Annotated in this window: 28 protein-coding genes and 2 pseudogenes; 8 read left to right on the top strand and 22 right to left on the bottom strand. The window is 63.7% G+C overall.

From position 1 onward, the window contains the following. Nucleotides 1-37: 37 nt before the first annotated feature. The 4 genes from HLG82_RS01645 to HLG82_RS01630 all read right to left on the bottom strand — a co-directional run bounded on the left by HLG82_RS01645 (nt 38) and on the right by HLG82_RS01630 (nt 4,285). Nucleotides 38-1,624 carry a class I adenylate-forming enzyme family protein gene (locus tag HLG82_RS01645; protein WP_193327013.1) on the bottom strand — a complete coding sequence of 529 codons (1,587 nt, stop codon included), beginning with the start codon at nt 1,622-1,624 and terminating at the stop codon, nt 38-40. Next, on the bottom strand, nt 1,617-2,897 hold the full coding sequence (locus tag HLG82_RS01640; protein WP_193327012.1) for a M18 family aminopeptidase: 1,281 nt from the start codon (nt 2,895-2,897) through the stop codon (nt 1,617-1,619). The genes HLG82_RS01645 and HLG82_RS01640 overlap by 8 nt, the downstream gene beginning before the upstream one ends. Before the next feature lie 149 nt (nt 2,898-3,046). Beyond that, a complete protein-coding gene (locus HLG82_RS01635; protein ID WP_193327011.1) occupies nt 3,047-3,829 on the bottom strand; it encodes an alpha/beta hydrolase family protein in 783 nt (260 codons plus the stop codon). A gap of 3 nt (nt 3,830-3,832) precedes the next feature. Continuing rightward, nucleotides 3,833-4,285, bottom strand: a complete 453-nt coding sequence (locus HLG82_RS01630) for a protein-tyrosine phosphatase family protein (protein WP_216858956.1) — start codon at nt 4,283-4,285, stop codon at nt 3,833-3,835. Between the two features lie 224 nt (nt 4,286-4,509). Here HLG82_RS01630 and HLG82_RS01625 point away from each other — a divergent pair, with 224 nt between their 5' ends. The 3 genes from HLG82_RS01625 (at nt 4,510) to HLG82_RS01615 (ending at nt 8,208) form a co-directional block, all read left to right on the top strand. Continuing rightward, entirely contained in the window at nt 4,510-6,717 is a 2,208-nt protein-coding gene (locus tag HLG82_RS01625) for an NADP-dependent isocitrate dehydrogenase (RefSeq protein ID WP_193327009.1), read from the top strand. A gap of 216 nt (nt 6,718-6,933) precedes the next feature. Beyond that, on the top strand, nt 6,934-7,971 hold the full coding sequence (locus tag HLG82_RS01620) for a YeeE/YedE family protein (RefSeq protein WP_193327008.1): 1,038 nt from the start codon (nt 6,934-6,936) through the stop codon (nt 7,969-7,971). Nucleotides 7,972-7,980: 9 nt separating this feature from the next. Then, on the top strand, nt 7,981-8,208 hold the full coding sequence (locus HLG82_RS01615) for a sulfurtransferase TusA family protein (protein WP_193327007.1): 228 nt from the start codon (nt 7,981-7,983) through the stop codon (nt 8,206-8,208). Nucleotides 8,209-8,259: 51 nt separating this feature from the next. Here HLG82_RS01615 and HLG82_RS01610 read toward each other — a convergent pair whose 3' ends face one another. Beyond that, nucleotides 8,260-8,895 (bottom strand): TIGR03085 family metal-binding protein, encoded by a 636-nt coding sequence (locus HLG82_RS01610; protein ID WP_193327006.1) that lies wholly within the window; start codon nt 8,893-8,895, stop codon nt 8,260-8,262. A 103-nt stretch (nt 8,896-8,998) separates the two neighbouring features. Here HLG82_RS01610 and HLG82_RS01605 point away from each other — a divergent pair, with 103 nt between their 5' ends. Together HLG82_RS01605 and HLG82_RS01600 are read left to right on the top strand one after the other, a co-directional pair. Then, nucleotides 8,999-9,406, top strand: a complete 408-nt coding sequence (locus HLG82_RS01605; protein ID WP_193327005.1) for a DUF4870 domain-containing protein — start codon at nt 8,999-9,001, stop codon at nt 9,404-9,406. A 65-nt stretch (nt 9,407-9,471) separates the two neighbouring features. Beyond that, the gene (locus HLG82_RS01600) at nt 9,472-11,076 is read left to right on the top strand and encodes an FAD/NAD(P)-binding protein (protein WP_193327004.1); all 1,605 of its coding nucleotides are present in this window, start codon (nt 9,472-9,474) and stop codon (nt 11,074-11,076) included. A 15-nt stretch (nt 11,077-11,091) separates the two neighbouring features. On the opposite strand, the gene focA is transcribed toward HLG82_RS01600, so the two are convergent. Continuing rightward, nucleotides 11,092-11,985 carry a formate transporter FocA gene (gene focA / locus HLG82_RS01595; RefSeq protein WP_193327003.1) on the bottom strand — a complete coding sequence of 298 codons (894 nt, stop codon included), beginning with the start codon at nt 11,983-11,985 and terminating at the stop codon, nt 11,092-11,094. 147 nt (nt 11,986-12,132) lie between these two features. Then, nucleotides 12,133-12,624: a GNAT family N-acetyltransferase gene (locus HLG82_RS01590; RefSeq protein ID WP_193327002.1), complete on the bottom strand. Its 492-nt coding sequence runs from the start codon at nt 12,622-12,624 to the stop codon at nt 12,133-12,135. A 231-nt stretch (nt 12,625-12,855) separates the two neighbouring features. On the opposite strand from HLG82_RS01590, the gene HLG82_RS01585 reads away from it, so the two are divergent. Beyond that, complete coding sequence (locus tag HLG82_RS01585; protein ID WP_193327001.1) at nt 12,856-13,473, top strand: FMN-dependent NADH-azoreductase; 618 nt, start codon at nt 12,856-12,858, stop codon at nt 13,471-13,473. 10 nt (nt 13,474-13,483) lie between these two features. Then, complete coding sequence (locus HLG82_RS01580) at nt 13,484-14,098, top strand: cation efflux transmembrane domain-containing protein (protein WP_193327000.1); 615 nt, start codon at nt 13,484-13,486, stop codon at nt 14,096-14,098. Nucleotides 14,099-14,290: 192 nt separating this feature from the next. Here HLG82_RS01580 and def read toward each other — a convergent pair whose 3' ends face one another. Beyond that, entirely contained in the window at nt 14,291-14,866 is a 576-nt protein-coding gene (gene def, locus HLG82_RS01575; RefSeq protein WP_193326999.1) for a peptide deformylase, read from the bottom strand. A gap of 214 nt (nt 14,867-15,080) precedes the next feature. On the opposite strand from def, the gene mscL reads away from it, so the two are divergent. Continuing rightward, on the top strand, nt 15,081-15,461 hold the full coding sequence (gene mscL / locus HLG82_RS01570) for a large conductance mechanosensitive channel protein MscL (protein ID WP_193326998.1): 381 nt from the start codon (nt 15,081-15,083) through the stop codon (nt 15,459-15,461). Here mscL and HLG82_RS10405 read toward each other — a convergent pair. The 14 genes and pseudogenes from HLG82_RS10405 to HLG82_RS01505 all read right to left on the bottom strand — a co-directional run bounded on the left by HLG82_RS10405 (nt 15,400) and on the right by HLG82_RS01505 (nt 25,068). Then, nucleotides 15,400-16,098 (bottom strand): glycine betaine ABC transporter substrate-binding protein, encoded by a 699-nt coding sequence (locus HLG82_RS10405; protein ID WP_255313918.1) that lies wholly within the window; start codon nt 16,096-16,098, stop codon nt 15,400-15,402. The genes mscL and HLG82_RS10405 overlap by 62 nt on opposite strands. 113 nt (nt 16,099-16,211) lie before the next feature. Then, nucleotides 16,212-16,409: pseudogene (locus HLG82_RS10560) on the bottom strand (glycine betaine ABC transporter substrate-binding protein); the annotation flags it as partial. Further along, nucleotides 16,396-16,767: a hypothetical protein gene (locus tag HLG82_RS01560; protein ID WP_193326997.1), complete on the bottom strand. Its 372-nt coding sequence runs from the start codon at nt 16,765-16,767 to the stop codon at nt 16,396-16,398. The gene HLG82_RS01560 and the pseudogene HLG82_RS10560, both read right to left, overlap by 14 nt. Before the next feature lie 35 nt (nt 16,768-16,802). Beyond that, nucleotides 16,803-17,198, bottom strand: a pseudogene (locus tag HLG82_RS10455) (ATP-binding cassette domain-containing protein); the annotation flags it as partial. A gap of 20 nt (nt 17,199-17,218) precedes the next feature. Further along, entirely contained in the window at nt 17,219-18,418 is a 1,200-nt protein-coding gene (locus tag HLG82_RS01550) for an IS110 family RNA-guided transposase (RefSeq protein ID WP_193326143.1), read from the bottom strand. Between the two features lie 249 nt (nt 18,419-18,667). Continuing rightward, the gene (locus HLG82_RS01545; protein WP_193326996.1) at nt 18,668-18,892 is read right to left on the bottom strand and encodes an ATP-binding cassette domain-containing protein; all 225 of its coding nucleotides are present in this window, start codon (nt 18,890-18,892) and stop codon (nt 18,668-18,670) included. 47 nt (nt 18,893-18,939) lie between these two features. Then, complete coding sequence (locus HLG82_RS01540) at nt 18,940-19,281, bottom strand: DUF952 domain-containing protein (protein WP_193326995.1); 342 nt, start codon at nt 19,279-19,281, stop codon at nt 18,940-18,942. Between the two features lie 8 nt (nt 19,282-19,289). Next, nucleotides 19,290-19,862, bottom strand: a complete 573-nt coding sequence (locus HLG82_RS01535) for a nitroreductase family protein (RefSeq protein ID WP_193326994.1) — start codon at nt 19,860-19,862, stop codon at nt 19,290-19,292. Between the two features lie 176 nt (nt 19,863-20,038). Then, a complete protein-coding gene (locus HLG82_RS01530; RefSeq protein WP_193326993.1) occupies nt 20,039-20,506 on the bottom strand; it encodes a hypothetical protein in 468 nt (155 codons plus the stop codon). Further along, nucleotides 20,503-21,087 (bottom strand): GNAT family N-acetyltransferase, encoded by a 585-nt coding sequence (locus HLG82_RS01525; protein WP_193326992.1) that lies wholly within the window; start codon nt 21,085-21,087, stop codon nt 20,503-20,505. The genes HLG82_RS01530 and HLG82_RS01525 overlap by 4 nt, the downstream gene beginning before the upstream one ends. Then, a complete protein-coding gene (locus HLG82_RS01520) occupies nt 21,087-22,268 on the bottom strand; it encodes a hypothetical protein (protein WP_193326991.1) in 1,182 nt (393 codons plus the stop codon). Before HLG82_RS01520 ends, HLG82_RS01525 begins: the two co-directional genes overlap by 1 nt. Beyond that, nucleotides 22,265-23,245 (bottom strand): cytochrome c biogenesis CcdA family protein, encoded by a 981-nt coding sequence (locus tag HLG82_RS01515; protein WP_216858952.1) that lies wholly within the window; start codon nt 23,243-23,245, stop codon nt 22,265-22,267. The genes HLG82_RS01520 and HLG82_RS01515 overlap by 4 nt, the downstream gene beginning before the upstream one ends. Further along, nucleotides 23,242-23,994 carry a DsbA family protein gene (locus HLG82_RS01510; RefSeq protein ID WP_193326990.1) on the bottom strand — a complete coding sequence of 251 codons (753 nt, stop codon included), beginning with the start codon at nt 23,992-23,994 and terminating at the stop codon, nt 23,242-23,244. Before HLG82_RS01510 ends, HLG82_RS01515 begins: the two co-directional genes overlap by 4 nt. Nucleotides 23,995-24,060: 66 nt before the next feature. Next, nucleotides 24,061-25,068 (bottom strand): tocopherol cyclase family protein, encoded by a 1,008-nt coding sequence (locus HLG82_RS01505; protein WP_193326989.1) that lies wholly within the window; start codon nt 25,066-25,068, stop codon nt 24,061-24,063.

Genomic DNA, 25,068 nt, shown 5'->3' with positions numbered 1-25,068 from the left:
GTCCTGTGCGGGCTCCGTTGCGATTGCGCGGCGGATTCTATTGCGATTGCGCGGCGGCGAACATTGCCGCGAGCGCGTTGCGGTCGGCCTTGCCGTTGGCGTTGGTGGGAAGCCCTCCGACGACAATAAGCTTTCGCGGAACTTTAAATCGCGCCAGGAATACCCCGACGTGGCGCTGGACCTCTTCGAGGGTGGGCACGTCGTAGCCGGCCTGCATGACGAGCGCGGCGGAGACGGTCTCGCCCCACGTCTCGTCGGGCGTGCCGATGACGGCGCAGTCCGAGACCCCTTCCATCTGGGCGAGCACCGCCTGGATTTCTTCGGCCTGAAGCTTGACTCCGCCAGAGTTGATGATGTTGTGCAGGCGACCCGTGATCCACAGGAAGCCATCCGCATCGAGGCGCACCAGATCTCCGGTGTGCAGCCATCCCCCACGGAACGCCTGCGCGCTCGCCTCCGGGTCATGCCAGTATGCGCCCACGACGTTGGGCCCACGCACGAGGAGTTCTCCCTCGGTCGCGTCGTTGCCATCGGCGTCGACCACCCGGGCCTCCGTGTGGGCGAACGGGCGCCCGATCGATCCGGGCCGCTCCAACAGCTGTTCGGCGGGAAGGTAGGTGCCCGACGCCGCCGTCTCGGTCATCCCCCACACGTTCAGTGGGTACAGCCCGTGGCTCGTCAGACGTTTGATGAGCGACTCGGGAACGACGCTGCCGCCGATCAGCGGTAGCCTCCAGTTCGTCAAGTCGCGTTCGGCGAAGGCGGGATGGTCAAGAAGGGCCGCATACATCGTGGGCACGGCGAACATCATGTTCACCCGGTGCGCTTCGAGTAGGTCGAGGACCCTGCCCGGGTTGAATTCGCGCACAATCACCACCTTGCCGCCGTGGCTGAACAGGTCGAGCGTCGTGCCGTTGAAACCACCGATGTGCGTCAGCGGAGCCACCGTGAGCAGCGTGTCATGGTTGTCATACTCGAAGCCCTCACGGAAGTTACGGCTCGCCCACCACAGCTGCTCGTGGGTGAGCTCCACCGCCTTCGGCGCGCCTGCCGAGGCAGAGGTGAAGATCATCGCCGCGGGGCCCTCGGGGTATTGCCGCGAGTTGAGGGCGGTCGCGCCGTCCTTGATGGTCGTGATGAACTTGCCGTTCTGAGCCTCCATCGCGGCAGAGATGCCGTAGAAGCCGTTGGAGATGGCGGTCGCAACGGCGGAGGTGAACACGTCGTCGTCGATCACGAGGTGCAACAGCGTGCCCGGCGAGGTGAACATGCCCAGGTCGGCAAGCTGGGCCTCGAGCACCACCACGCGCGGCGCGCAGAAGTCGATCATGGCCTGGTGGTCGGCTCGCGTCACCTTCGGCGAGACCGGCACGAAAATCGCGCCCAGCCGCGCACACGCCACGTGCAACAGCAAGTGGTAGGGCGAATTGTGCGAGATGAGCATGACGCGATCGCCCTCGGTCACGCCAGCCGCCGCCAGCATCTGGGCGAGCTTGCGCGTGCGCACGGCGGCCTCGACGACCGTGATCGTCTCCCCGCCGTAGTAGATCGACTCCCGCTGCGGATGGGCGCGCGCCGCGCGGTCGAGCGCGTGGGCCGAATTGTAGTTGGGTTTTTTATGCACCAGCCCAGTACCCCTGAAGAATCGTCGTCATCGCCTCGAGGTCGGCTGGTGAGGACAGCTCGCGTACCGAGTGCATCGACAGGAGCGGGATGCCGACGTCGACCGTGAGGATTCCGAGTCGGCTCGCGGTAGCCGGGCCGATCGTCGAGCCGCACGGCACGTCGTTATTGGACACGAACTGTTGGGTGGCGACGCCGCCCGCCGCGGCCGATCGTAGCCAGAGTGCTGATCCGGTCGCCTCCGTGGCATAGCGCTGGTTCGCGTTGACCTTGAGCAGCGGGCCTCCGCCGAGGACGGGATGGTGGTCGGGATCGTGCAGGTTGGCCTTGTTGGGGCTGATCGAGTGCCCGGCGTCCGCGGAAATACAGGACGAGTTAGCGATCATCCGAGCGAAGCGCTCGTCGCCAACGCCCTCCATGTCGAGGCTGGCCGCGATGCGCCGCATCGTCGTCTCCAGGAAGGGGCCCGCCGCGCCCGAGTAGGTCGACGAGCCGACCTCCTCGTGGTCGAACGCCGCGAAGATCGCGATGTCTTCGCCGTCGGACACGGCGGCGTCCGTCTCGGCAGAGAGGAAAGCCGTCAACGATGTGAAGACCGAGGATAGGTTGTCTTGGCGGCCCGAGGCGAAGAAGTCCTCCCCACTTTCGCCACCGAAGACGAGGGGCACTTGGACATCGTAGGCAAACAGGTCGAAGGCTGCCGCCCGCTGCGGATCCACGCCGGCGTGGTCGCAAATGTAACGCAGAAGATCCGCCTCACCCACGCTCCAAATCGGCTTGTAATCCTTCTGCCGGGAGAGCTCGAGCTTGTCGTTGACGCTACGATCTAGGTGGGGCGCCAGCTGGGGAATGACCATCACCGCGGGCGTGCGCACAAGGTGGTTGACGCCGTCAATATCCGTGACGATGCCTGCGATGCCGAGGTCACGATTGAGCCACGAATTCAGCAGCGGCCCGCCATAGACCTCCACGTTGACCTGGCCGAACCCGTGCGCGTGGCTGCCTGGGAAGGGCTTGACCTTGAAGCTGGGCGAATCTGTGTGCGAGCCAACCACCCTAAATCCGCAGTCATCCGCCACCTGCCCGACGTGCCAGGCGATCACCGCTCCCCCGCGCACGACGTAGCCCTTGGCCAGACCGGCCCAGGCCGCGCCTTCGTCTTGGCGGACGTAGCCGGCCTCGACGAGTCTGCGCTCGATGGCCTGCGCCGCATGGAAGGACGAGGGGGACTCAGAAATGAACGAAGCGTAATCGCGGATAAATTCGGAAGTCATGGCCCAAGTCTAGGACGCCAAGCCCGCTCCGGCCACGTTGTTATTCAGCCAAGCAGGAAACCCCACCCTTTGGCCGGTATTTTGCGTAGTGCTGGCGAAGATGCTAGCCGGCGTGCCCACGAGCACCCGTCCGCTCTTCGACGCGGAAGCTATTCGACGCTGGCTAGCGCGCCGAGGAAGTAGACCCAGGCGTCTTGGCCGGGGCAAATGAGGTCAATGTGGTCAGCACCCTCGACGATGGCGAGGTTGAAGGGCTCGGCACGCACGTCGCGGGAGCGTTCGACGCCGATCATCTGGTCGTCGGCGCCGTGAATGATGTCGATCGATAGGTCACGGGCCCGGAAGCGCGCGGGCCCCACATGATAGTAGTTAAACATCGGGTCGTACATGGCGTAGCGTTCGGGGCACTCCTCCGGCGATCCGCCGATCCAGCGCGCGGTCGGCCCGTTGTGTCCCTCCGGGTCTTCGCGCACGTCGCGGGCGAGGTCGAGGATGGGGGCGAGGAGCACGGCAGCCCTCACCGGCGTCTCCGGTGCCATCACCACGTTCATGGCGAAGGCACCACCGGCGTCGTGGCCGACCCAGATCGCCTCCCCGAGCACCGGATGCACCGCGAGTTTCATGGCGTCCGACGACGTCAGCTCCGGCCTGGCATCAGCAATACGATAGTCGACGAGACCAACATAGTATCCGGCCTCTGCGAGGGCCCGTGCCGCGGGGCGCGTGGCCGGCAGCGCGTTCGCGTCGTGGAAGCAGCCGCCGTGGACGAAGCAGATCGGTTTGGCCGCCGGGTCTCCGTACCACTCGATGATCTGGTGGGGGTCCTGGCCGTAATGCTCGATGGCGTCAGGGAAAACGGGGAGGGATCGTAGCCAGTCAATCACGTTGTCTTCGCTCGAGGGCACGATGTCAACGCCAACTTCGTAGTCCATGGCCTAGTTGTTTTCTGCGCCCATATCGTTGACGAAGGCACGCTGAGCCGGGGTTTCTACGGAACGTTCGTTGTAGTTCTTCTTGACGAAATCGATGGCGGCCTGCGGCTCCATGCCATCAAGGACGCCCAGGATGGCCAGGGCAGTGCCGGTTCGGCCGACTCCGCCTCCGCAGACGATTTCGACGCGTTCCGCGGCCGCACGCTCCCAGGCATCCCGGAGCACCTCGTGCGCTTGGGCGGGCCTGCGCGGCAGGCGGAAATCCGGCCAGTCAATCGTGATGGTTTCTTCGGCTGAGGAGGTCACGCCAGGGCGGCCGAAACGGGCGCCTACACCGGTGGTCAGCATGATGCACAGATCGGCCGGCTCATCGACGGCCTTGCGCCATGAGCGGCCGCGGACTCGGCGGCCGGACGGGAATTCAACGACGCCTGGGGACAGCGGCCATCGCTTCAACGCGCTCCCTTGCTCCATTGTGCTCCCTCAGTCGATTTTCACTGCCTTTACCGTATCAACGAGAGGGTTCCATCTTGAAAGTTTTCCCCAGAAAATTCGCCGTTGTAGGGCAATATCACACCGAGAGCCACAAACAGGTCAAGAGATTGCGTTATGCCTCACATGGCAACACATTTTCATATAATCTTGAAGTCAAGAGAATCTATCGTCCCAGAGGAGAATCCATGGCCCGGATCATCTACACCTACACCGACGAAGCGCCGATGCTTGCCACCGCCTCACTGCTACCCATCGTGGAAGGTTTTACCTCCCAGGCGGGAATCGAGGTAGAGCTTCGCGATATCTCGCTGGCCGGCCGCATCATCGCCTCCCTATCCGACTTCCTTCCCAGCGACCAGCGACAGGTCGATGCGCTCGCCGAACTCGGCGCACTGGCAACCACTCCTGAAGCGAACATCATCAAGCTTCCCAACATCTCGGCGTCTATTCCCCAGCTCAAGGCCGCTATCAAGGAGCTTCAGGAGGCCGGCTACTCGCTTCCCGACTACCCGGAGAGCCCCTCCACCGATGAGGAGCGCGAGATCCGCGCCCGCTACGACGCCGTCAAGGGCTCGGCCGTCAACCCCGTCCTTCGCGAGGGCAACTCGGACCGTCGTGCGCCTGCGGCGGTGAAGAACTTCGCCAAGGCCCATCCGCATTCCATGAAGGCGTGGTCAGCCAACTCTTCCACCCGCGTGGCAACCATGGGCTCACGCGATTTCCGTTCCAACGAGCAGGCGAGCGTGATTGCCGACGACGGCGTCGTGGACATCGTCTTCGTGGGCAAGGACCGGGAAAGGACGTTGAAGACGGTTCCGGTCACGGCCGGCGACGTCTTTGACGCCACGAAGATGGAAGCCGAGGCCCTCGACTCCTTCCTGTCCGCGCAGGTGGCGGCCGCCAAGGACGAAGGCCTCCTCTATTCCCTACACCTGAAGGCCACCATGATGAAGGTCTCCGATCCGATCATCTTCGGTCACGCCGTCAGGGCGTTCTTCCCCGACACGTTCGCTACCTTTGCCGAGGATCTTCGCCGCGCGGGCCTGTCCGCCAACGACGGCCTGGGCGCTGTCCTCGCCGGTCTCGACGCCCTGGACAACGGCGTGGACATCCGCGCGTCCTTCGAACGCGAGCTCGCACAGGGTCCCGGCCTGTCGATGGTGAATTCGGACCGCGGCATCACTAACTTGCATGTGCCCTCGGACGTCATCGTCGACGCCTCGATGCCGGCCATGATCCGCAACGGCGGCCAGGTCTGGGGCCCGGACGGGAAGCCCGCGGACACGCTCGCCGTCATCCCCGATTCGTCCTACGCCGACGTCTATCAGACGGTCATCGAGGATTGCCAGAAAAACGGAGCCTACGATCCGGCCACGATGGGCACAGTTCCTAACGTGGGGCTGATGGCTCAAAAGGCCGAGGAGTACGGCTCGCACGACAAGACCTTCGAGATCGCCGACGATGGCCGCGTCGAGGTGCGCAAGGATGGCCAGGTGCTCATGTCCGTCGACGTCGCCCCCGGCGACATCTACCGTTCGTGCCAGACGAAGGACGCCCCCATCCGCGACTGGGTCTCGTTGGCCGTCCGCAGGGCCCGCATCTCGGGGATGCCGGCCGTGTTCTGGCTCGATCCAGAGCGCGCTCACGACCGCGCAATTGCGGCCAAGGTTGCCGCCTACCTCGAGGATGAGGACACCGACGGGCTCGACATCCGGGTGTTGTCCCCCACCGAGGCCACCGCGTTCACCGTCGATCGCCTGCGCCGTGGGGAGGACACGATTTCCGTGACGGGCAACGTCTTGCGCGACTACCTGACCGACCTGTTCCCCATCATGGAGCTGGGCACGTCGGCGAAGATGCTGTCCGTGGTGCCGCTCATGGCCGGGGGCGGATTGTTCGAGACGGGCGCCGGCGGCTCGGCCCCCAAGCACGTCGAACAGCTCATCAACGAGATGCATTTGCGCTGGGACTCGTTGGGCGAGTTCCTCGCGCTAGCCGAGTCGTTGCGCCAGCTTGCCCGCTTCTGTGGCAACCGACGCGCCGACGTCGTCGCGGCTGCCCTCGACCGAGCCACCGAAACCCTGCTGAACGAGGGGCGTTCCCCGCAGTACAAGACCGGCATGCCCGACACTCGTTCCTCGCACGCCTGGCTCGCCATCTACTGGGCCGACGAGCTGGCCAGGCAGGCCGACGACGCCGAGCTGGCGGCCACCTTCGCGCCGGTGGCCAAGGACTTGGCAGACAACGCGACGAAGATCGAGGAAGAGCTGCTCGCATCGCAGGGTAAACACTCGGGTATCGAGGGATACTACCGCCCCAAGAAGGATCAGGTCGACGCGGCGATGCGCCCGTCGCCCACTCTCAACCGCATCATTGACGGCCTGCGCAAGTAATCGGTGAGGCCGCTGCCCCGGCGTCATTCACGACGTCGGGGCTTTTTGCTACCCGCGGGAAGGGACGCCAGCGTAACGAAGAAAACAAAATCGGCCATCGACGCGCCAGGATTGCTGACATATCAAGGCCTTGCGCTGGCGATGCTCCCGCGGAAGCCCACCCGCAGACGAGAACTATTTTTTAATAGCTCCATTGTTACTTTTATGATCTACAGAATGATATTCACAGGTTTCTTCCTCGGCGCCGTATTCGGATTCGTCCTCCAGCGTGGGCGCTTCTGTATAACCGGTGCCCTGCGTGAGGTGTGGATCGCGAAGAACACCTGGTGGCTCGGCGCACTCTTCGTCGCCATCACCGTCCAAGCTCTCGGCCTGGCAGCCCTGGAGACGAGCGGACTCCTGCCGATCAGCACGGTCGCGAGCCCGTTCGCGCCGTTTGCCACCGTCGTCGGTGGGCTGGTCTTCGGCGTGGGAATGGTGATGGCCGGCGGATGCGCCACGGGCACGCTCTATCGTGCCGGCGAAGGTCTGGTCGGTTCCTGGCTCGCCCTCATCTTCTACGCGCTCTTCGCCACGATCTTCACGCGCGGACCGCTCGGGCAGGCCACCGCCGCCGTCCGCACCTGGGGAGCCACCGAGACTCCCACGATCTACGCAAGCCTTGGCGTTTCGTCGTGGGTCCTCGTCGCCGTCCTAGCCGCCGGGACCGCCACGTGGGCGTATCTGAATCTCACCCGCCCGCGGTTGCCACTGGCCTCGCTCCCGCCCGAGAAGACCGGCCTGGCGCACCTCCTCTTCGAGAAGGCCTGGAATCCCTACGCCGTCGGAATCCTTGTGGGCATCATCGCCGTCGCCGCCTGGCCGCTGAGCTGGGCGAGCGGACGCCAATGGGGCCTAGGTATCACCGTCCCGGTCACGAACCTCACCACATACTTCACCACCGGCGAGCAGTCCATCGACTGGGGCGCCCTCCTCGTTGTTGGCATCATCGCGGGATCATTCCTCGCGGCAAGGGCATCCGGCGAGTTCAAAGTGCGCGTCCCGAGCGCGGACATCATCGTGAAATCCCTCCTCGGCGGAGCGCTCATGGGCTGGGGTGCCACGTGGGCCGGAGGCTGCACGATCGGCAACGGGCTCGTGGAAACCTCCATGTTCTCCTGGCAAGGATGGACAGCCCTGCTCGCCATGCTGGCAGGCGCCGGGCTCGCCGCAAAGATCTTCATCACCAATCGCACGCAACTGGTCAAGTCCTAAGGAGGAAACATGGCCCAGCACATTCTCACCACCAACGGACTCGTTTGCCCCTTCCCCGTGCAGGAAGCCAAAGCTGTCATGCACGACCTTGAGGCGGGCGACGAACTCGTCATCCATTTCGACTGCACCCAGGCCACCGAGGCGATCCCCCGCTGGGCGGCCGAAAACGGCTACGGCACGAAAGACTTCATGAAGACGGGCCCCGCCCAATGGGCCATAACCGTCGTCAAGCCCTAGCGCGTGCCCGAGAGGCCACGAGTCTGACGACGGCCCGGCGCGCAAACGAGCCTAGGGATGAACCTTGCGCGGATCCGGCGCGCCCTCGGGCGACATGGTGACGTGGACGGCGTCGCGCCCGAAGAGCCACAGCAATACCTCGCCGGGTTCACCCATGACCGTGACGGCCGAACCGCGGTCAGCGGACTTGGGGTGCAGGTCAAACGTGACGCGTCCAGGAATGCGGATCTGCACGGGGTGCTCGCTGTGGCGCAGAAGCATCTTGGAGATGGCCACCACAGCCTTGGCCAGCGTCGCGTTCTCTTCCTCGCTCAGCGAGCGCGCCTGGGGCAACGTTCCGTCAACCATCCACTGTCCACGGCGAACATCCTCATGGTGAACGAAATGCTCGGCCAGGTTCAGCCAGCGGTCGATGAGGCGCACTGGACTGAACTTGCCCGGACCCTCGGCCCAGTCGTGAACAAGTTCGCCATAGGGCCGCTCCTTCACCTGCGCCATCGTCGCTCTCAGATGCCCCTCAACGGAGGAGACGAACATGCCGGCCGCGGCGTCGGGACGATTTTCTCGAATCCACAGATGGGCCGCTAGGTCACGGGTCAACCATCCTTCGCACAGCGTGGGAGCATCGGGCCCCTTGGCAAGGAGGAGGTCAGCGAGACGGCGTCGTTCATCGTGAGAAAAGCTCATAACGTAACCCTATCGCCCCGAACCCAGCCGATGAGAACACGTCCCACGAAGATGGGGCGCACTCCCCTTTACTATGGTCCCACGAGAGGGGGATACTAAACGCATGACCCACTACGATTCTTTTGGAAACTCGTACCTCACCCACGAGCCCCGGCCCCACAGCGAAGATGATCGCACGTGGGCGATGCTTGCGCACCTATCGGCCGTCATCGCCTGGGTCGTCTCTGCGGGATGGATTTCCTTCGTTGGCCCCTTCCTCGTGTGGTTCTTGAAGAAGGACAACCCCTACGTTCGCCGAGCGGCCGCACAATCGTTCAACTTCAACCTTGGCATGTGGGCGCTGTCGCTGGCGGGATGGATCCTCACGATCACGCTCATCCTGGCCCCGATCGGCCTGCCCATGGTGTTCCTGAGCTTCGTCCTGACGCTGTGGCACCACATCAAGGCCACGATGGCGGCTTCCGACAACCGGCTTTACCACTACCCTTACCAGATCAAGGTTCTCAGCTAACCTTCATCGGCTCGGTCCTCGGCGCTTCACGGCTCCGGGGACTACTGTTGTCCGCAGGAGGGATCATGGAGATCGCAATCATTGGCGCCGGTCCGCGCGGTCTGAGCGCATTGCACGCGGTGGCCGCCGAGGTGACCACCCCGCTGCGCGTGCATCTGTTCGGGGCGCTCGACGACGCCGGAGCGCGCGTCATCGGCCAGGGCACACCCTTTTATCCGGACCAGCCGGGGTTCTCGCGCCTGAACGCGCACTCCAAGATCGTCGACACATTCGCGGTGGATCGCCAGCAGGCCGCGGACGGCTTCACGGGCGAGCGCGCCCAGCATGGCCATCGCGCGCCTCACCCCATCGTCGGGATGAGCTTTGACGAGTGGTCGGATGAGCCCGGCGAGGACTTTCCGCCACGACGCAAGGTGGGCCGATATTTCAGTTACGCAGCCGACGTCGTCATCAACGCCTTACCCGCCAACATCGACCTCGTCGAGCACCGCAAGGCGCTCGCCGTCGGCGGAGAGCCGGGCGCCTGGGCGGTGACCTGCCCCGACGGCGTCGTGAACGTACCAGAACTACTGCTGACGATGGGCCACGCGGACCACGCCCGCACACCGCTGACGGCCCAAGACATCACCCACATCGCCGACTGCCTCGTCACCGACCCGTATCCCGTGTCGAACCTCGACGATATCGCCCCCGGCTCACGCGTAGCCACGCGTGGGGCAGGCCTGACCTTCGTCGACGTCGCCCTGGCGCTCACGGAGGGCCGCGGTGGCCAATTCAGCCCGGACGGGCGCCGATATACGCCCAGCGGCCGCGAGCCCGAGATCCTCGCAACGAATCGCGATGGCGCCTTCCCGGACGCCAAACCGCCGCTCGACGTCGTCCTGAACGACATCCCCGCCCGGCGCTGGGAGGCGGCTCGGGCGGCCATCATGCGCTCACTCGACCTTGGCGAGCTGATGGACGCCTTGCGCGAGCTCACGGTGGACGTCCTGCGCGCCCGTGGATTTTCCGACCCCGAACAGGCTTACGACGCCGTTATGGCCGGTCCCCAGCCCGGTCCGGGTCGCGCTCGGGAGCGTCTCGCTGAGGCGGTCGACGCCGCCCGCGGCGAAGGCGAGATACCCGCGCGAATCGTCATGAGCGAGACGTGGCAGGAGGTCATGGCCGAGATCGGCCGGAGGGTCGAGGGCGAGATCTTCCCTGCCAAGCAGTGGAAGGAGTTCAAGCGCGCCTACGGGCTCGTGAAGAAGTCCAGCTACGGTCCGCCGCTGATCAATTCACAGAAGATTCTCACCCTCGTCGAGACTGGTCTGATCGACACCCGCCATCTCGACGCCGGGATCGACGCCTTGGAGCTGCCCGAGCGGGTGGACGTCTTCGTGGACTGCGTTCTGCCGCCTGCCGGCTTCTGGCCCGGCGCCTACCCGGCACTAGCGCAGATCGAGGATTACCTCAGCGTGTGGTCCGGGAAGAACGTCGATCGGGCCGGCGTGCGCGTCGACGCCGCCGGTAGCGTCCTCGACGCGCAAGAGGTGCCAATTCCCGGCCTCGCTGCCATCGGCCGCATGACGGAGGATTGGGTGATTGACAACGACAACCTCGACGCACTCGCCCACCCCCATATGCGGCTCTGGGCCCGGCGCATCGCGCGCCTAGCGCAGGAACGATAGCGAGCGAGGACCGCGCTAGGCGGCTGCCTTTTCTGCGGCGCGCTCATCAATACGCACGTGAGTCCACCACAGGAACAAGCCGATGAGCAGGCCACCGCCAACGATATTGCCCAAGGTCACCGGGATGAGGTTGTCCAGGAGAAAGGACGGCACGGTCAGGGTCTGCTCGGCCGTCGACGCCGATAGGCCGGCTGCTGCTACGCCCTGCGAACCCCAGAATTCTGCTCCGCCGACGCGGCTGGTGATGATGGACATGGGGATGAGGAACATGTTAGCCACCGAGTGCTCGAAGCCTGTCGCCACAAACAATGCAACCGGGCTGATGATGGCGAGGATCTTGTCCGCCGTCGTCGCACCCGTGTAGGCGAGCCAAATCGCCAGGCACACAAGCACATTGCACAGGACGCCAAGGAAAAACGCCTGCGTCCACGTGTGGGAGACCTTCGCCATCGCCGTCGAAATTGCAGCCGCCCCCCAGGCGCCGTGGCCTTGCTCGTACGTTCCCGAGGCGACAATCAGGCCTGCGAGAAGGAGGGCACCCACGAGGTTGCCCACATAGACGATCGACCAGTGCTTGGCCCACTGCCCCACCGTGATGCGGCGCTGGACAAGGGGTATGAACGTCATCGTCGTCGAGGTAAAGAGGTCGGCTCCCGTGAGGACCACGAGAATCAGGCCCACCGAGAAGGACAGGCCCGCAACGAGCTTCGCCAGGCCGTACCAGCCAGCCCCTGCCGCCCCCATCTGGGTAGTGACATAGAACACGAAGCCCAGACCGATTAAGAAGCCTGCAGCAATCGCGAGCGCAAACGTCTTGCTCGCAGGGCTCGTCGCCTTGGCGTACATGGAATGGGCAAGGTAGCGAGCCGTTTCGGCAGGGTAGCGAGAATGCGTGGTCTCAGCGGACATGGCGGCCTTTCGTCGGGAAATCGTTGCACGTCGCAACGACGACACAATACCCCGCGCACCTCAGGCAGAGCTAGGTACTAGGGCTTCGGGTGTGCTTGACCGATATTCAGCAACGGTCACCGACGGTACAGTCAAAGCCAAGGCAGGCTATAGCGCGATCCAATAGCGACGAGTTGGCTCGTGACCGGGCAGTTGACGGATGTCCTCCAGGATGCCGCCGGCACGCTCGATAGTGGCAGCAGAGGCAATGTTGGAATCATTGCAGGTCACGAGCGCACGATCCAAGCCGAGCGCCTTGAGACGGTCTAGCCCGCACCTTAGCATCTGCGAGGCGTAGCCCTTGCGGCGGTGGATGGGCGCAACCCAGTAGCCAATGTGCCCGCCACGGTCGAGCAAGAAAGCATTGAGCTCATGACGCACTGACACATAGCCAATGATCTCGCCGTTGATGAGAGCAAACAGGTAATCGCAGGGTACCCGCCCGGGTTCTGTTTCCCCGCGAGCTTCGCGCTCCCACAACTGGACCATTTCCGGGAAAGTGCGCCCGCCGGTGAGTAGCTCCATCCCGTCTAGACGCACGAGCTCGTCAAGCCTCAGGGCCTCTTTCTCATCCCCAAGTTGGGGCAGTCTCAGCTGCATGTGGTTCCCTTCTCGCTCCTCGGCCACATCGCCCATACCCGTCGGCACGGCACTGGCGTCAGCCACGTTGGCGGCGCCCGTCGCAGGGCCGTTACGTCACGCTTTGTCAGTGTAGCAAGCGCCTCGCCGTAGCGTAGGACTTGTCGCACCCGTCTGCCTCGCCACATCTGGCCGAGCGAGACGAAAGACCCCGATAGAATCGTTCCAGACCGTTTCAGTGAAAGGACCACCATGCGCATCCTCGTCGTTCGCGCCCATCCCCTCGACGCCACCATCTCCCGCTCCATGCAACTGGCGGACGCTTTCCTCGACGCCTTCACCGACTCCCACCCCGACGCCGACATCCAAGACCTTCGCCTTTACGACGTCGCCGTCCCAGAGATCGATGTCGACCTGCTCACCGGCTGGCGCGCACTACGCGGTGGCACCGCCTTCAGCCAGCTCTCCGAATCCCAGCAGAACAAGATCACTCTGTTCAACACCCATACCCAGAACTTCCTGGACGCTGACGTCGTCGTCATCGCCAATCCCCTGTGGAACCTCTCCATCCCCACGCGGTTGAAGGCGTGGATCGACACCGTCGTCGTGGCGGGAAAGACCTTCCGTTACTCCAAAACTGGCCAGCCCGAGGGGCTCGCGCATGGCAAACGCGTGGTCCACCTGCAATCCTCCGGAGGCCACTTCAATGCCCAGGATCCCGCCAGCCAGTACATCGACACCATCCTTGGTTTCCTCGGCTGCAAGGTCACGACTCTCACCGCCGAAGGCATGGATCACGAACCCGATCGCGCCGAGGAGATCATGGCCGACGCCGTCGAGCGCGCCCGCCAGCTCGCCGCGTCACTGTAGGAGCCGCCTCATGGACAAGGCTTCGCTCCCGGCCATCCGGCGCACAATCCTTACCGTGGCGTTCTTAAATGCGGCGTACTTCGTCGTCGAATTCGTGATGGCCATCGACCTCGGCTCCGTCTCACTGTTTGCCGATTCGGTCGATTTCCTCGAGGACACTGCGATCAATCTCTTGGTCTTTTTCGCCCTGACCTGGAGCTTCGCCGCACGACGCACGGCCGGCAGCGTGCTGGCAGGCATCATCCTCATTCCAGCGGTTGCAGCGCTCGTGACGGCAGTGATGAAGATCGTCAACCCCGTCGCCCCCGAGCCTGGCGCACTGACCACCACCGCCGTGGGTGCACTGATCGTCAACGTCGTGTGTGCCGTCCTCTTGATGAGGTTCCGCGACGACGACGCCGACTCCTCCGGTCTTGTCCGCGGCGCGTGGCTGGCCGCTCGCAACGACGCCCTCGCCAACATCCTCATCATCCTGGCGGGCCTGGCCACGTTCCTCGTCAGCACCGCATGGTTCGACATCGTGGCCGGGCTGATCATCTCCTACATCAACTTCACAGCATCCAAAGAGGTGTGGGAAGCCGCCCGCTTCCAGGGCGACCCCATGGAGCTTCTCGACGACGACTGAGGCACCTGTCTCTCGGCGCTGCGGCTTTCCTCAACCGAAGCACGAGCAGCGCGTGACTCTCGGCAGTCACTCTGACGCAACCCGAGCCAGGTCCGGGTGAGGTGAGAAAAACCGGCGACGACGGCGTCGGAACCCGTGAGAAGACCACGAGAAACACCAATCTCCTCGCACCCGGACCCGGTCGGCGGCCAATTACTCCTCCGGCTCGTAAGGCGAGCCCGGACCCGGCATCCACTCGATCCCGGGCACATTCCACTTCTCAGCCTTCATAATCTGCGCAACACGCTTGGCAGGCTTGCCCTGGAGGCGGTCGACGTAGACGCGCCCCTGCAGGTGGTCATACTCATGCTGGAGGATGCGGGCGAACCAGCCGTAGGCCTCAAGCTCGTACCACTGCCCCTTCTCATCCTGAGCCTTCAGCACCGCGTGCTGGGACCGGCGGATCGGGAAGGAATAGCCGGGGAAGGACAGACAACCTTCGGCGTCCTCATACTTATCCGGCTCAATGGTATCGATCGGCTCGATGAGCAAGGTGGGGTTGATCGCCACGCCACGCTCGGGACCCTTATGCTCTTCGTCGTTGTACACCCACACAAACATCGCCTTGTCCAGACCAATCTGCGGGGCCGCCAGGCCGACGCCGGGCGCCGCCACGGTCGTTTCATACATGTCCTCAACAAGCTGGGCGAGCTCATCGTCGAAAACGGTGACCGGCTCGCTGACCTTGTGCAGGACGGGAGAACCATAAACATGAATGGGATAGATCATGCCTCAAGGGTACGCCATCCCGTCCACGCCTGACGCACCCAGCGCCAACCGCAGGGGCAGCCACACTAGCGTGACATCACTGACAGATAGGACGAAAGCCTTCCCTATTTTCTGGAACTGACTACGATTAATCGAGTTAATGAAGCAAAGGTGCCGACATGTAGCCCTTTGTTGCATGTGGGCCCTTGGCAGAAACATCTGAAAGGACTAGCCCATGCTCAAGGGTTTCAAGGAATTCATTTCACGCGGCAACGTGCTTGACCTCGCTGTTGGCGTCATTATCGCGGGCGCTTTCTCCGCCATCGTCACCGCCCTCAACGAGAAGCTCCTCATGCCTCTCATCGGTGCAATCTTTGGAAAGCCGAACTTCGACCAGATCTGGACCATCCACCTCAACGGCGCCACCATCCTGCCCGGCGCTGTGATCACCCAGGCCGTCAACTTCCTCATCGTCGCCGCTGCGATCTACTTCTTCATCGTCGTCCCGATGAACAAGATCATCAAGAAGCCGCAAACGACCGAGGAAGCCCCGGTCAAGACTGACGAGGCGATCCTCCTCGAGGAGATCCGCGACCTGCTCGCTCGCCAGAACTAAAGCGGGAGCCTCGCGGCTCACACATCGTGAAAGCGGTGGCTGGGATGTCCCGGCCACCGTTTTTGTGTGCGGCGGGGTGCTCTGCGCCGCGGGCTGGCCCCGCCAACCACGCCGATAGCGCGACGGCGGCGATTGTTGCTACCGGCTGTTGATCCTGGAACGACTTCACGTTGAGGGCCACGAGGCTCGCGGCGGTAAGCTTGGATTGGACCGCATTGATCACTTTCACGGCGGCGGGATCTAGGCTCGCCGATGCCAGCGGCGCGACGTGCGAGGACAGGAACATGCCCTTGGGATCGCCAAGTACTACGATGTCATTCACCTTGATCGCGGGGCTGGCCGAGAAGATGTCGGCGAGCTGGATTTCGCCGTCCTTGAGGGCCTTGATTGTCAGCGGGCCACCCTTGTCTTGGATCGGGGTGAACCCGACTTCGACGTCGTAGAACTTCTTCAAGCCCTTGGGCCGCTCGGCCGGTTTTCGAATTCGGAGTTGCCTGCGTCGGTAAGTTTGCCCGCATACCCCCGCCAAGTCGGCCAGAGAGGTAATGCCGTTCTCCTCGGAGAAAGCGCGAGCGACCACGTAGGAATCTTGGTCGGTCGCCTCCGCCTGGTCGAGGAGTTGCAGCCCCTCGGGCATGGATTCCTTGGGCTTGGTATAGATGACGTCGGCCCGGTCACCTCGTTATCGGGGTTCCAAAATTGCAGAAGCGGGCCGGTGTATTCGGCGAAGAGATCGATCTTGCCGCTCTCGATTTCCTTGAGGTACACCTCGCGAGCGCCGATCTTAAATTCACGCTGGGCGGTGAAACCTGCATTTTCGAGGGATTGTGCGTAGATTTCGGCGATGATCTCGTTCGAGTAGTAGTTCGACGAGCCAACGACGATCGGCTCGCCTGCCGCACCCGAGGTCTGCCCGGCAGGTTCACCGCCCGCATCAGCGGCACCCATCAGCGCTACGACGCCCACACAACTCACCCCGCCTTGGCCCGGACACGCGGCGCCGTTGCGTGTAGGCGAAACCACCGGCGAAGATTAGGTCTGCCACGAGCGCCAGCGTGATGACGACGACCGTCGCCGTGGAGCGGATCGGCGCACCCGTGATGATCGGGATGACGGTGAACATGGGCAGGGAGGGAATGGCGTAGAGAGCGCCGACCAACGCGATCAGCCCCTCGCGCCCGAGCCGCCACCGGTTCGCCAGCCAGCCGACCGGCACCGAGACAAGCAGAGCCACCACAATCGCCACGCTGACCAAAACGAGGTAGCGGAGGGTGAGCTCAACGATCCAGCCCAGATTGATGACCACCCATGTCATTGAAGCGTACCGAGTAGGCGTCAGGTTCCGTCGGTGACGAGCCGCGCTCCGTCGTCGGCGAGGGTGAAGGCTTCGTCGATGTCGTGGGCGACGAAGAGGACTGTCTTGCAAAACACGTCGCACAAGCGGATCCACCGCCGCGAAGGGCTCATCCATGAGGAGGATCGCCGGGTCCGACGCCAAAACGCGCGCCCCACGCGCTGGCGTTGCCCGCCGGAGAGCTGCGCCGGTTAGCGCCGTGCCAGCTCCTCTCCCAGGCACATGAGCTCCATCAACTCCCGCGCACGACGCCGAGCCTCGGATTGCGACGCGCCGTTGAGCTGGGGGACCACACAAATGTTGTCGAGGACCGTCCGATGTGGGAGGAGACCGCCCTCCTGCATGACGTATCCGATGGAGCGGCGCAGCTTAACGGGGGGTGCCCCTATGTCTTCTGTCAAGTCTAGGCGGCTTTTTTAGGGGGCTGGGTTTCGTAGAAGGTGCCGTCTCGTAACATGGCGTAGATGACGGTTAGGCGTCGGTGGGCTAGGGCGATGATGGCTTGGTTGTGTCGTTTTCCGTTAAGGCGTTTCTTGTCGTAATAGCGTCGTGAAATGGGATCGGCACGTAGGGAAGCGAAGGCGGACAGGAATAGGGCTCGTTTGAGGCGTTTGTTGCCTGTGTGGGATACGTTCTCGGATTTAATTGATGTTCCAGACTGACGTGTTCTTGGTACTAGGCCTGCGTAGGAGGCGAGATTGGCGGCGGAGTCGAATTCTTTTCCTGCAAGCTCGGCGATGATCACAGCGGTGGTCCTCACCCCAATTCCTGGCATGGAGGTGAGGACCGGGTAAAGAGGGTGTTCGGTCACCAGCTTCTCGATTTGTGTCTCGATATCATCACGCTGGTGGTAGAGCCCGGCTAAGGTGTGTGCTAGGTGTGGGATGACAATGGCTGCCGCGTTTGTGCCTGTCACGGTCACTGTCTGTGTGGCAAGAGCGTCGATAATCTCATTGGCCCATGCTTGCCAGCGCCTGGCTCCGTGTTTCTTGAGTTTGGCGCCAATGCGAGAGTGGCCAGCTTTCTTCAATGCGGCAGGAACAGGCCAGGTTTGTAGCATGGCTAGGATTGCTGGATGGTCCAGGCGTGGTCCAATCACGCGTTCTAGTCCTGGGTGAATCTGTGTCAACAAACCGCGGATGCGGTTACGAGTCTGGGTGATCTGGCGTGCGAGGTCGTCGTCGAACCCGGTGAGCATCCCCAGCTCGGCTTCGTCTTCGTCGATAGTGCGAAGAGTTCGCAGCGTGTGAGGCGTTGTACGAGCTGCGTGGGCGATGATGAACGCATCGCGTTGGTCAGTTTTCGCATTGCCTGGGTATAAGTCTGCGATGCGCCGCATCGCCAGGCCTGGTAGATATGCGACAGCGATTGCCATCGATTGTGCAACTGCGACAGCTAAAGCGCCAATTGTCGCGGGTTGATCGACAACTATTAGCAAACGACCTTGGGCTGCTAGATCGTCATAAATCGCGCGTAGTTTGCTTTCATCGTTAGGCAAAGAGTGGGAGTAAACCAGCTCACCGGAATCGTTAACAGCGGTTGCCCAGTGGTCAGCCTTTCCCACGTCTATACCCAGCCAGATCTTGAAATCTCCAGGTTCCATGATGCTCTCGCCTTCGAGGTAGAAACGGTTAACTTCGTTGGCCTTAGGGCAAACACATCCGCCTTACACCCACGTTACGACAGGCATCCTATTCCAGTGCCACGCCCCTGATCAGCAATCACGAACATGTCTGTCCGATCCCGGTGACAACACCCCCCGGATCATTCAAAAGACAGGGGCAGACAATCATGCCGGGATCGTCCAGCCAACAAACCCATCATCCCGCACAAACAACAGAACTAGGGCTCCTCAAAAAAGTAACGGGTTGAGGGTGGCGACGTCGACGCCGTCGATCAGCACGCGCCCAGCGCTGGGGGCGATCATCCGGTTGACCATGCCCAAGACCGTGGACTTGCCCGATCCGCAGGGCCCCACCAGGACCGTGGTCGAATGGCTCGCTATCGTGAAGGACACATCGCTTACCGCGTGCGTCCCACCCGGGTAGCTCTTCGAGACGTGGTCAAACTCGATCATCGCCACTCCTTGTAGCATCTTGCCGTCGTTGATGAGCCGGCGCCGGCTCAGCGTGTGGGCCACTCGATGCGGTGCAGGAGCCTGAACGGAATGACCCCGCCGTAGATGTGCGGGAAGAGATCCGAATCCGGATCGTCGGGGTCCCCAGGTTCCATGGCGACGGTCAGTCCCACCTCGGCCAGCTCGTCGGTGTCGAGCTCGAGGAGGACCAGGTCGTCGCGGTCGTCATAGATGGCGAGACGAACCATCTCCACCTGGGCAGCATTGGCCGAGGCATGAATGTACCCCTGCTCCCCCAACGTCACGTCGCGGGTAGACATGTCGTAGGTGCCTTCGCGTTCGGCGTCGGCAAGATCTTCCGGGAGGGCGATATGAAAGATGGTGGACACAGTACCTCCTAGGGCATGGAGCTGACGAACTGGGTGGGATCAAGCGGCGGGCGCTTTGATTCTTCGAGGCGTGCGCGAAAGCTTTCGTCCACGTCACCAACGTAGAGCCAGCCCATCAGAAGCTCGTCTTCGGACAGGCCGTGAGCCTGGCGAACCTCCGGGGCATTGGCGTAGAGGCCGGTGCGCCACATGGTGCCCCACCCCGCCTGCCACAGGGCTAGCTCGAGGAGGTGGCCCGCGCCGGCGGCCGTGGCGTGTTGCTCCCAAGTGGGCACGCTTTCGTGTTCGACAGGGCTGGCGACGATGGCGATGAGCAGCTCGGCGCGGAAGGGCTTGACGTTGTATTCACCCTCGGGGCGGGTGATGCCCTGGGCAGCATCGAGAGCGTTGGCCAGCTTCATTCGATCATCTCCACGCAGGATGATCAGGCGCCACGGCCGCAACGACTTATGGTCGGCCACGTGCGTGACGGCCGCCAGCAGATGGCGGATCTCGGCGTCGGTTGGGGTCCGTGGCCCGACCTTAGACACCGAGCGGCGGTGCGCGATCGCGTCAAGAACCGGATCAGAAAAGAATTGCATTGTCTCTCCGCTATCTCGGGCAAACCTTCTACCACCTAGCTTAGGTCGCCCTTACCTGACCGTGCGAGGGTGATATCCTGCCGGCGAACAGGCACGATGTGAACGTTCGCCGGACGTTGCGCTGTCTTCCGGCAGCTGCGTCAACGAACAGCGGCTGCGCCAACTCCCGGCGCTACCTACTTGCCGGTGCCTGCTCCCGCAGGCTTGCACTGAGCAAAGGCCGCCTTCAGAGCTTCCTGATCCTCTGGCGAGGCTGTGGGCAACACATTGCCCGAGACCGCACGATTGACGAGATCGGCCGAGAGAGCGTCGTAAGACTTTGACGCGATGCACTTGACGAAGATCTTCAGCAGCCCCTCGGAGAGCTCCTGATTCCCTTGGGGTTGTTTGGCGAGGGCTGCCTTGGCCACGTCCATCATCGCCGCCTCAAACTCGTCGATGGAGGCCTTGCCGCCGGTCGTGGCCGCGGCTGTCTCTTCGGGCATCTTCGTCTGAGCAGACTGGGAATTTTGCGTAGCCGGAGCGGTGGCGCTTTGCGTGCTCGTGGTGGCGCTTTGCGTACCGGCGTCTGAAGCGGAGTTGGAGCACGCGCCAAGGGCGAAGCTCACGGCGATCGCGAGGCCGGCAATTTTGCGGATATTCATGACTTTTCCTTAGCTGGGGCGGGTGTGGTATCAGTGTAAGCCAGGCAAGACAATTCGCTACCCATCAGTCGAACACGAGGAGGGGCGGGATCGCTGCGCAGGCGCCCGTAGGTGGCCACGTCAATGCGTTTGCCGTTGATGAGGAACTTCCCGCGCTCGGTGCCCTCCCGAACGAATCCGGCAGCGCGAGCCACCGCCCCGGAGGCCGGGTTGTTCGTCCGGTGAGCGAGCTCAAGGCGTTCCACGACGGCGTCGTCTAGCGCCCACTGGGCGAGGGTGGCAGCGGCCCGGCTCATCCAGCCGCGCCCGCGGAAGTCGTTGTGCATCCAATACCAGAACCATCCGGTGCGATGCCGCGGATCGACCGTGATGGCGACGAGCCCGACGAGCCTCCCCTCGAGGTCGACCGCCCACGGGTGCTGATCCGGGTACTCCACGAGGGTGCGAACAAATTGTTCGGCGCGCTCCGAAGTGACGATGTTGCCCTGGTGGGCCATGTCTGGGTTGGACTCGAATGCGGCGAGGACGTCTTGCGCGTCGGAGAGTCGAAGCGGCCTCAACCGCGGCGTTGGTTCTGCCATCAGCGCTCCCCTAACGGTGGCACGGTGATGAGGAGGACGTATCCGTTCTTGTCGAAGACGAGCGCCGCGCCCGTCGGCCCGAGGTGGGCCGGCACGAGGATCGTCCCGGGATGATCGTAGAGGTAGGCCTGAGCGATCGCACCGGTGAGGACGTTGTGAACTCGGATCGTCTCCCCCTCACGCACGTAGACGAAAACCCCGCCGACTGTCTGAATGGTTGTGTCAGGAAGCGCCGACGTCGACCACAACTGCCGGTGTTCGGCGTCGTAGGATGTCAGCCCATCTTCAGTAAGGACGACGACGGAGCCCGTCAGCGGATCCTCGCCCATATCCCTAGCGGCCGCGTGGAGGATCGTGCCGTCACGGATGTCGATGACCGGGCCAGGGCCCTGATTGATCGTCAGCCGGGCATAGTGCGTGGCCGCATTTTCGTCAACCGCCGCGCGAATCTGCTGCGGATCCCAGCCCTGTTCGACGACGTCGAGGCGCCACTTTTCGCCCGCCACGTGTGAATCGCGCGCCGCGAGGACGCTGCCGTTTAGCGTGATGAGGGTTCCGTGAACGTCGCCGAGAACGCGCTCCTCGACGGATTGGCCCGCGACGATTGATCCGGTGTCGCGGTCGAGCGCCACACGCTGGCTGCCCTCGGAGACGACGCCGCGAGGGGTCGAGGCGAAGACGAGTCCGGGCCCGCTGTAGGTGCCTGGCACCTCGACCGGCCCCCACACGACCTCGCCCGTGCGCAGGTCGTGTGCCGTGGCGGTAATGCCCGCCAGTTTGTCGGCGCTCGTATGGCTATCGAGGAGGACGGCAAGCGGGCGGCCATCACTGGTTTCGGTCACGAGGAACCCGGTGCAGCTACGTGGACGTTCGACGGCCCACAGGGCCTCGCCGGAGGTCGACATGGCGACGTACTCAAGCGCATGCCCCACGTCCCGCGGAGCGATGTAGACCTCCTGGGCATATTGCGGCATGACGACCCATTCCGGGTCGTAGACCTTCAGCCCTTGGAGCGAGACGGGCACGTTCATCTCCGACACGTCCACCGTGGCGGGCGCGCTGACCTTGGTCCGAACCTCGCGATTGACGTCCGCCTCCTCACTGGGAGTTGGCGCGCAGGCGCTCACGCCCACGATCGCCGCCGCGAGGACGATCAATGCCCGTGCCGTGCGCCGACTCATGGCGTGCCCTCTTTGCGCACATCCGGGGCGATGAAATTGCGCCGTTGCTGGTACGCACCGATCGCGTCGAACCCGGGCGTTCCGACGGCGCGTTGCTCGGCCCCGCGGGACGCGCCTTGGGGTATTCCGCCGGCTTCGGGCGTGGCCGGGCCAACGGCGTCGCGAGACTTCCTAGCCCAGAGCACGAGGACGATGGCGGCGGCAAGGACGACGCCGACGAGGTCAACCCACACGTTGGCGAGGCGGAGCGCGGCCAGCTGCAGGCCCGCTTGAGTCGAAAGCGGGATGAGCTCGGGGACTCCGACGAGGCCGTTCGTCGCCCAGAACAAGACGCCGATGCCGATGACGAGCAGGCCGGAGACCACGGAGGTGGTGTGGAACTCGCGCCCAAAGGCGGAGAAGGTGCGCCCGCGCAGGAACGCGCGCCCGCGGCGCCCGAGCGGACGCCACAATGCCGCGATGATCAGCAGAGGAACGACCATCCCCGCCCCGTAAGCGGCAAGGAGGAGGCCGGCGGTGAGAACGTCGCCGGAGGCCGCGGCCATGGTCAACACGGCGCCTAGGATGGGGCCGGCGCAGAAGCCTGCCAGACCGCTGGTCGTCCCCAAGAGGAAGGTCTTGAACAGACCCGTTGCCGCCTTTTGCTCGACTTCCATCCGGCTATGGCCGGGCACGATCTTCGCCGCGTCAAAGCCGAAGCCGAAGATCTGTGCGAGCCCCAAGGCGATCAGCAGTATCGACGAGCCGGTGATAAACGCCGTGCGGTGAAGGACGAAGAGGGAGCCGAACGCGCCGGCGCCCACGCCCAACGGCACGAGCACGAGCAAGAGGCCCAGGTAGAAGACGATCGTGTTACCCACGAGCCGGGGCACCCCCATGGTGGACGCGAAATAGGCCGGCAGAAGGAGCGCCGCGCACGGGGAAAGCAGGGCGAGCGCGCCACCCAAGAAAGCGGTGACAAAGCCAATGTCAATCATCGTCCGGCCTCCTTCAGGGCGGCCTCGACGGCGTCCGTAAAAGTCGCCTCGGGCTGGGCCCCAATAATAGGTTTTCCGTTGATCACAAAGACGGGCGTCGAGTACACGCCCAGGTCCGATCCGAGCGCCTTATTCTTGGCCACCGTTTGGGCTGTTTCGGGTGCGGCCAGGTCCGCTAAGAATTTCGCGACGTCGAGCCCAAGCTTGTCCGCAACCGCCACGAGCTCGTCGTGTGAGAGCTGCTGAGGCTGACGAATGCGGCCACCTGCGAAGAGCTCGTCGTGGAAGTCCCAGAATCTTCCTTGGGCTCCCGCCGCTAGGGCCGCGAGCGCGGCACGCTCGGAGTCTTCGCCGAAGATCGAGATGTCGTGCCATTCGATCCGCAGTTGCCCCTCCTTGACGTATTTCTTCATGACCGGCAGGGTGCGATCGGTCCACAGCGCACAGAATGGGCACTGGTAGTCGGAAAAGGCGAGCATGACGACGGGCGCAGCCGCGTCGCCAAGAGCCAGCGGATCGTCGGCCACGCGCTGTTCGATCGAGGCGAAGTCTGGCGCCCCTGGATTTTGCACGTGCGTCGGCGCCGTGGGGCCAATCGCCGGGCGTTGCCCCTCAGGGACTCCGGCGGACATCCGCTTGGCCTCGGGCTCGCCCGCGCCGAGCGCATTGGCAAGTACAACGCCGATGATCAGGCCCGCCAAGGCAATCACAAGCGCGGGCACCAGCTTCTGCATGCGTGCCTTCGTCATCAGTCTCCTTCACAGTCTCACGATGGTGGGCTTGGGCCCGGGCCTGAGCCCAAGCTCAAGCCGACGTTATTGTTTGCGCCGGCGCGAGGCCTCCTGGGCGGCACGCTCGAGTCCACCTATTTCGAGTGCCGCAAGATCGGTCGAACCCGACCACACGGTTTTCCACCGCCCAAGGCCCGCCCGGTGGCGCACCGACACCCGCATCGACCCGGTCAGGTTTTCCAGATCGCCAGGGACATTGATGTTGTGACTAGGCAGCGGGACAGGAAGTATGAGCGCGTCTTCGGTGGGCGCCTGCGCGTCCACGGTGATGGCCCATCGAACCGACCTTCCGCGTAGCTCCCAACGGCCCGGGCGCACGTTCGCACGCACGGGTGACGTGCCCGGGTTGCCCAGACGGATCACTCGACCATCGGGAAGCCGGACGACCAACGCCGTGACCGTGGTGTGGAGTTTGCCGGCGGTCACTTTGCCGCCCGCGAATGCTACGGAGGCCCCGCCCGCAAAGCCCTGCCCCTGGCCCCACCACCAGGCCTCGGGGAATCCTTCGCGCCCCCAGTTCTTTTCTGCGTAGAGTTGGGCCCCGCGCAAGTCCCACGTCTCGTCGCCGATCGTAGCCACGCCGTTAACAACACCGCCGAGTATCCACGGGTGCCAGTATTGGTTCAGGCCCGGCACGCACTGGAAAATACTCGAGCCGCCAAGTGCCCGCCGTGGCCAGCCCTCCACACCGGAAAAGGTGAGGTCCAACCGGGCATCCGGCCCAAGGTCCACGATCAGCCTGCGGCCATCGCCATAAAAGGCGTCACCAGAACGTGCCCACACGCCGTCCTCTCCCGCCTGGGCGCCCGGTAACGCGAGCTCGCGCACGAAACCGTTGGACGCCCCAAGGAAGAGGGTTGCCCAAGGCCCATCTGGCCCCTGGTTGACCCCAATACCCGCGATGAGCACACGCCCGGCGGAGGGATCGGTGACTTTCCAATAGTAGCCCTCCATCGCGACGCCGGGATGGGACAGCCTCAGGTCAGCGAAAGGAAGATCCGCGCCGGTAGCGCGATAGCGATGCAGCATCAT

Source organism: Trueperella pecoris (assembly GCF_014926385.1).
Lineage (GTDB): Bacteria > Actinomycetota > Actinomycetes > Actinomycetales > Actinomycetaceae > Trueperella > Trueperella pecoris.
Note: the sequence above shows the minus strand (reverse complement) of the source record. Positions and strands in the feature narration are given on the sequence as shown.